The organism is Nocardia brevicatena NBRC 12119 (genome assembly GCF_000308495.1).
Lineage (GTDB): Bacteria > Actinomycetota > Actinomycetes > Mycobacteriales > Mycobacteriaceae > Nocardia > Nocardia brevicatena.
Genome location: NZ_BAFU01000022.1, coordinates 1 through 5,970, shown reverse-complemented (window position 1 = coordinate 5,970; position 5,970 = coordinate 1). Strand labels below are relative to the sequence as shown.

Annotated in this window: 6 protein-coding genes; 4 read left to right on the top strand and 2 right to left on the bottom strand. The window is 69.2% G+C overall.

The features are described 5' to 3' along the window. Positions 1-9: 9 nt before the first annotated feature. Positions 10-711 (bottom strand): enoyl-CoA hydratase-related protein, encoded by a 702-nt coding sequence (locus tag ON20_RS04905; RefSeq protein ID WP_040833749.1) that lies wholly within the window; start codon positions 709-711, stop codon positions 10-12. Between the two features lie 381 nt (positions 712-1,092). On the opposite strand from ON20_RS04905, the gene ON20_RS04900 reads away from it, so the two are divergent. Both ON20_RS04900 and ON20_RS04895 read left to right on the top strand, forming a co-directional pair. After that, on the top strand, positions 1,093-1,899 hold the full coding sequence (locus ON20_RS04900) for a purine-nucleoside phosphorylase (protein WP_040833748.1): 807 nt from the start codon (positions 1,093-1,095) through the stop codon (positions 1,897-1,899). Between the two features lie 16 nt (positions 1,900-1,915). After that, positions 1,916-3,415, top strand: a complete 1,500-nt coding sequence (locus tag ON20_RS04895; RefSeq protein ID WP_051161659.1) for a phospho-sugar mutase — start codon at positions 1,916-1,918, stop codon at positions 3,413-3,415. Between the two features lie 213 nt (positions 3,416-3,628). Here ON20_RS04895 and upp read toward each other — a convergent pair whose 3' ends face one another. Next, positions 3,629-4,252, bottom strand: a complete 624-nt coding sequence (gene upp / locus ON20_RS04890; protein WP_040833747.1) for a uracil phosphoribosyltransferase — start codon at positions 4,250-4,252, stop codon at positions 3,629-3,631. A gap of 309 nt (positions 4,253-4,561) precedes the next feature. Here upp and ON20_RS04885 point away from each other — a divergent pair, with 309 nt between their 5' ends. Together ON20_RS04885 and ON20_RS04880 are read left to right on the top strand one after the other, a co-directional pair. Further along, positions 4,562-4,876: a type VII secretion target gene (locus tag ON20_RS04885; RefSeq protein WP_040833746.1), complete on the top strand. Its 315-nt coding sequence runs from the start codon at positions 4,562-4,564 to the stop codon at positions 4,874-4,876. Positions 4,877-4,880: 4 nt separating this feature from the next. Continuing rightward, a partial coding sequence (locus ON20_RS04880) for a C40 family peptidase (RefSeq protein WP_040833745.1) occupies positions 4,881-5,970 on the top strand: 1,090 nt, incomplete at its 3' end.

The window sequence follows — 5,970 nt, the reverse complement described above, 5'->3', positions numbered from 1 at the left end:
ACTCCCCCATCAAGCACTGAATGTGAGGTTTTCCGGGGTAGTGGGTACCTCGAGCCCGGCCAGTGTGTTCGCGTGTAGGGAGCGCTTGATATGCGGCAGGCTCGCGGTGCGGTTGCGGGTGAGTTCGGCGGCACGGCTCACGGCCGCGACGCGCAGTTCGGCGGCCTCGACCTTGTCGTCGGCGATGCCGGCGGCGATGGCCTCGTCGGCCCCGAATCGGTGTCCGGTGGTCATGGCACGCAGCGCGACCTGGTTGGTCAGCCGCCCGGTGATCAGCGCGTTCATTCCGATGGTGAACGGCATCCCCAGATGCACTTCGGGCAGGCACCAGAAGCCGCGGTCGGCGCGCATCACCCGGAAGTCATGGGACAGGGCCAGCATGGCCCCCGCCCCGAAGGCGTGCCCGTTGATCGCGGCCACGGTGGGCAGCGGGAAGGCCAGGATTCGGGCGAAAACGGTATGCACCCGGTCCAAGTAGCCATGTACCTCCCCCATGTTCGCGAACAGCCAGTCGGTGTCGAGACCGTTGGTGAAGAACTTGCCGGTGGCCGTAGTGACCAGCGCAGCCGGCCCTTCACTCGTCTCCACGGAGTCCAACAGGGCGTGAACCTCATCGATCCAGTCGGGATGGAAGCGGTTTTCACTGTCGGTCTGTCCCTCGTTGCCGAGGCAGAGCACGAACACTTCCCCATCACGTTCCATGTACGGCATACACGCAGCGTAAACCCCCACATCCCAAAACCCTACCCATGAGTAGCATCCCGCCCCGCCCTGCCATACCAACGCGCCCCCACCTCCGCCGAACCATGTACCCTTCGCCCCGCCACACTCACGCACCCCCCAACGCACTCCCACCCCCCAACGCACTCTCCCCCATACCACCGCACTCTCCCCCATCCCACCGCACACTCCCCACCACACCCACCCCACATGCCGAGTCTTACGAGGCCCACAAAGGGTTGCGGCCCGTCTCGCGTTTCGGCCCCCGAAGCGCATGTGCCGAAGGCACGAGTCTCGGGGGCCGAAACGCGAGACCCGCCAGGGCCGCAACCCCGCGCCGCCGCCAGGCGGCGCCAAAGATACAGTGTGGCCATGCTTGCCGAACAGGCTGTAGACCTCGCGCTTGCCGAAGAGGCCGCACAGGCGATTGCCGAACGGACGTCGGTGGAGCGGCATCGGGTGGCGGTGATCCTCGGTTCGGGTTGGCAGAGCGCCGCGGCGGAGCTCGGTGCCCCCACCGCCTCGCTGTCCATGCCGGAGCTGCCCGGGTTCGCGGCGCCCACCGCGCAGGGCCATGTGGGGGTGGTGCTGTCGGTTCCCGTCGAGCGGACGTCCGTTCTGGTGCTCATGGGCCGCCAACACCTCTACGAGGGTCATGAGCCCACCGAGGTCGTCCATCCGGTGCGGACCGCGGTGGCGGCGGGGGCCGAGATCGTGGTGCTCACCAATGCGGCGGGTGGTATCCGGCCCGGCCTGCGGGTCGGGGAGCCGGTGCTGGTCGCCGATCATCTGAATCTCACCGGCCGCACGCCGCTGACCGGGGCCAACTTCGTCGATATGGTGGACGCCTGGGATCCCGAACTGCGTACGCTCGCCAGAGCGGTCGACCCCGGGCTCACCGACGGCGTATATGCCGGGCTGACCGGCCCGCAGTACGAGACTCCCGCCGAGATTCGCATGTTGGCCACCATCGGGGCCGATCTGGTCGGTATGTCGACCGTGCTCGAGGCCATCGCCGCCCGCGCACTGGGTGCCCGGCTGCTCGGTATCTCGCTGGTCACCAATCTGGCGGCCGGTGTGACCGGCGCACCGCTGTCCCATGCCGAGGTTTTGGCCGAGGGGCATGCCGCGGCGCCGCGACTGGGCATACTGCTGCGCGGGATTCTCGAGCGGTGTTGACGGCGGCGCGGCTCGGATGTTGAGGTTCGGAACCGCCGGTTTGCGGGGGCCGCTGGCTCCGGGTCCGGACGGGATGAACGAGACCACGGTGGCCCGCGCCACCGCCGGTCTGGCCGCATGGCTCGGGGACCGCTGCCTGGGCGGCGGCCGAGTGGTGGTCGGCCGGGATGCCCGGCACGGTTCCGCCGAATTCGCCGAGGTGACGGCGGAGGTCTTCGGCGCCGCCGGGTTCGAGGTGACGCGGCTGTCCGATCCGCTGCCCACCCCGGTGACGGCCTTCGCGGTCCGTGAACTGGGCGCGGTGGCCGGGGTGCAGATCACGGCCTCGCACAATCCGGCTACCGATAACGGGTACAAGGTGTACCTGGACGGCGGCGCGCAGTTGGTCGCGCCGGCCGATACCGAGATCGAACAGCGGATCGGGCAGGTCACCGAGCCGATTCCGCGGGCGGCGGTGTCGCCGTCGGGCGCCGGGATCCTGTCCCACTACCTGGAGCGGGTGGCGCGGGTGCCGAAACGGATCGGCGGCGCGGGTACTCGGGCCGATATTCGCATCGCCCTCACTCCCTTGCACGGTGTCGGCGGGGATACGGCGGTCCGGGCGCTCACCGCTGCCGGGTTCACCGATATCCATGTGGTCGACGACCAGTTCGCCCCCGACCCCGATTTCCCGACTGTCGCCTTCCCGAACCCGGAGGAGCCCGGGGCGACCGATATGCTCCTGTCCCTGGCGCGGCGGGTGGACGCCGATCTGGCCTTGGCCCTGGACCCGGACGCCGACCGTTGCGCTGTCGGTATCCGCGCACTTGACGGCGCGCGCATGCTGCGCGGCGACGAGACCGGGGTGCTGTTGGCCGACGCCGTCCTGCGCACCGCGCCCCCGAACTCTCTGGTCGCCACCACCATCGTTTCCTCGCGCCTGCTGTCGCGCCTGGCTCCGGCGCGCGGTGCCCGCTACGCCGAGACCCTGACCGGCTTCAAATGGCTCACCAGGGCGGGTGCGGGTCTGGTCTACGCCTATGAGGAGGCGATCGGCCATTGCGTGGACCCGGTGGCGGTGCGGGACAAGGACGGTATTTCCACTGCCGTGCTGGCGGCGGACCTGGTTGCCCGGCTGAAGGCCGAGGGCCGCACCCTGGCCGACGAACTCGATGACTACGCCGTGGAATTCGGTGTGCACGCCGGCGATCAGATCTCGCTGCGGCTTCCGGACCGTCCCGCCGCCGCGGCGCTACTGGACCGGTTGCGCGGCGCACCGCCGCGCGAACTGGCCGGGTCCCCGGTCGAATGCACCGACCTGTCCGCTGCCCGTGGTCGGATGCGCACCGACGCATTGGTTTTCACCGGGCCGGGTATTCGTGTCGTCATCCGGCCTTCCGGAACCGAGCCCAAGCTCAAATGCTATCTGGAGGTGGTGCAGCCGGTGGCTGAGCGCACTGCTCTGGGTTCGGCCAAGGTCATTGCGGCAGAACGCCTTTCCCGGTTGAGTGAACATTGCCGAGCTCTCACCGCATGAGTTCGACCATTCATCACGGCCCGCCTCCGTGATGCCGGGGCCGATGGATCCGGACCGAGTACGGCGCCTGCGCGCCGGCGGAGGCATGCGGAAGGACGAGTCCGCGGTGTGAGAGGCCGAGCCACGCGGGAGTGGCACCGATGAGATCCCCGTGGACCGTCCACCGTGGCGGCCGGGCGTGCACCCCGAGTCGTGCACCGGGATGCGGCGCGATCACACACAACCGAACTGGCGGTCCCCCGCATCCCCCAGTCCGGGTACGATGAAGGCGTTTTCGTTCAATCCCTCGTCCACGGCCGCGGTGACCAACCGGGCCGGCAGCCCGGCCCCCTCCAGTGCCGCGATCCCCTCCGGAGCGGATACCGCGCACACCGCGGTGATCTCCCTCGCCCCACGCGCGACGAGCAGTTTCAGCGTGTGGAGCATCGATCCGCCGGTGGCCAGCATCGGGTCCAGGACGAAAACAGGGGTATGGGACAGGTCCTCGGGCAGCGACTCCATGTACAGGGTCGGCCGGTGGGTCTCCTCGTCCCGGGCGAGTCCGACGAAACCGACATGGGCACGCGGTATCAGGGTCGCGGCGGCCTCCACCATGCCGAGTCCGGCGCGCAGCACCGGCACCAGTAGCGGAGGCCGTGCCAAACGGACACCTTCGGTCGGCGCGACCGGGGTGACGATATCGAACCGCTCCGCCGGCGCGTCCCGCAGCGCCTCGTAGATCAGCAACCCGGACAGGTCCTTCAGGGCCGCGCGGAAGGCGTGGTCGGGCGTCCGCTCGTCACGCATGATGGTGAGCAGGCTAGCGATGAGCGGATGGTCGACGATGTGCGTGCGCATGGGAGGAACGATAGGCGTACCTCCGCCGTCCGGTCCGGCCGTGCGCGCGTACTCCACGCGCCGACCACAGGCGCCCGGGCTTCGTCCATACTCCGGCGCGGGCCCGTACTTCTGTCCTCGGTTCGGGATGCGCGGACCGGTTACGGACGGACGTTCGGACGCGTATCCGCTAGGGTCGGAACGTATTCGCCGCAGGGAGCGCCGGGTTCGGAAATTTTCCCCGAAACCGGAACCGTTCGGGTTGTCGGCGCGTCCAATCGGGTAGATGACATACTCTGCCCGGGAAACGAAGTCGATGGGGGAAGTCTGATGGTGAACATCTCGGCCGATGTCGAGGGCATCGCCGCCTACGGCGCGACCGCTCAGGTGATGGCCGGCGAACTCGCCGCGGCCGGCGCGAACGCGGCGGTTGCCGGGCCCACGGCGCTGGGACCGGTCTTCGGTCTGATCGGGGGTGATTTCATGGCGGCGTACGCGGCGGCGCATGCCGGTCATATCGCGACCATCGGACAACTGTCCGCGGTACTGGGCACCATGAGCGGCGCGGCGGTCGGTTCCGCGGTGAGCTACGGCGAAGCCGACCTGGACAACGCCGCCGCTCTGCGCGGCGCGGCGCGGGAGTGACCCGGTGATCGATATCAACGCGATCGCGAAACCGATATTCGATCTGCTGGCCAGTTTCGGCACCGGCGTCCTGCCCACCGGCGGGCCCGGCGACGCGCTGCGTTCGGCCTCCACCGCCATCAACCAGGTGCATACGCTGGGCCGGGCAAGTATCAACCAGATGAGCACCGCCTGGGATGGCCAGGGCGCCGACGCCGCCACCTCGAAGGCATTGCGGGTGCAGACCTCGGCGGCCGGCATCTCCGATCGCGGTAACGAGATGGCGACGGTGGTCGGCCAGGCCGCGGCCCATGTGGAGACGGGGCAGAAGGAGCTGACCACCATCGCCCAGTCGTTCGTGAACACCGCGTCCGCGATCACCCCCACCCTGGGCACCCCCGCCGGGGTGAGCATGCTGGTGGGTTCGGCCATCGACCATCTCGGCCAGGCGCTGGGTGTGGTGGGCCGGGTCCAGGGCGAACTGAGAACGCAGACCGCGTCGATGCAGGAGCTGACCCCGCCCCCGCCGACCCCGCCGCCGGCGAGTACCGTCGCGACGGCACCGCAGGCCGTCTCGCAGGCGGTATCGGGTGTTTCGGGTCTGGCGAGCACGGCCGGTTCGCTGATGAGTTCTGCGATGAGCAGCCCGAGCCCGGCCACCGGCACGTCGAAGGGAACCCTCGGCAAGGCGAGTACCACCGCCGGTTCCACGACGCACGGCAGCGGTGTGAAGATCACCTTGCCAGACGGGAGCGTGGTGGAGGCGCCGAACGAGAAGGCGGCCACCGCGGTGAAGTCGGCGCTCAGCGCGGTCGGCACCCCTTACGTCTGGGGCGGCAACACCCCGGGTGCGGGGCTGGACTGCAGCGGGCTCACCAAATGGGCGTACGGCGAGGCCGGTGTCGATTTGCCCCGACTGGCCCATGAGCAGGCCAACGGTGCCACCCCGGTCTCCGCGGGCGATCTGATGCCCGGTGATCTGGTGGTGTGGGACGGGCACGTCGCCATGGTGGTCGGCAACGGGCAGATGGTCGAGGCCGGTGACCCGGTCCAGGTCGGCGCGATTCGAACGGAGAACAGCGGTATGGAATTCTACGGTTTCTACAGGCCCACCT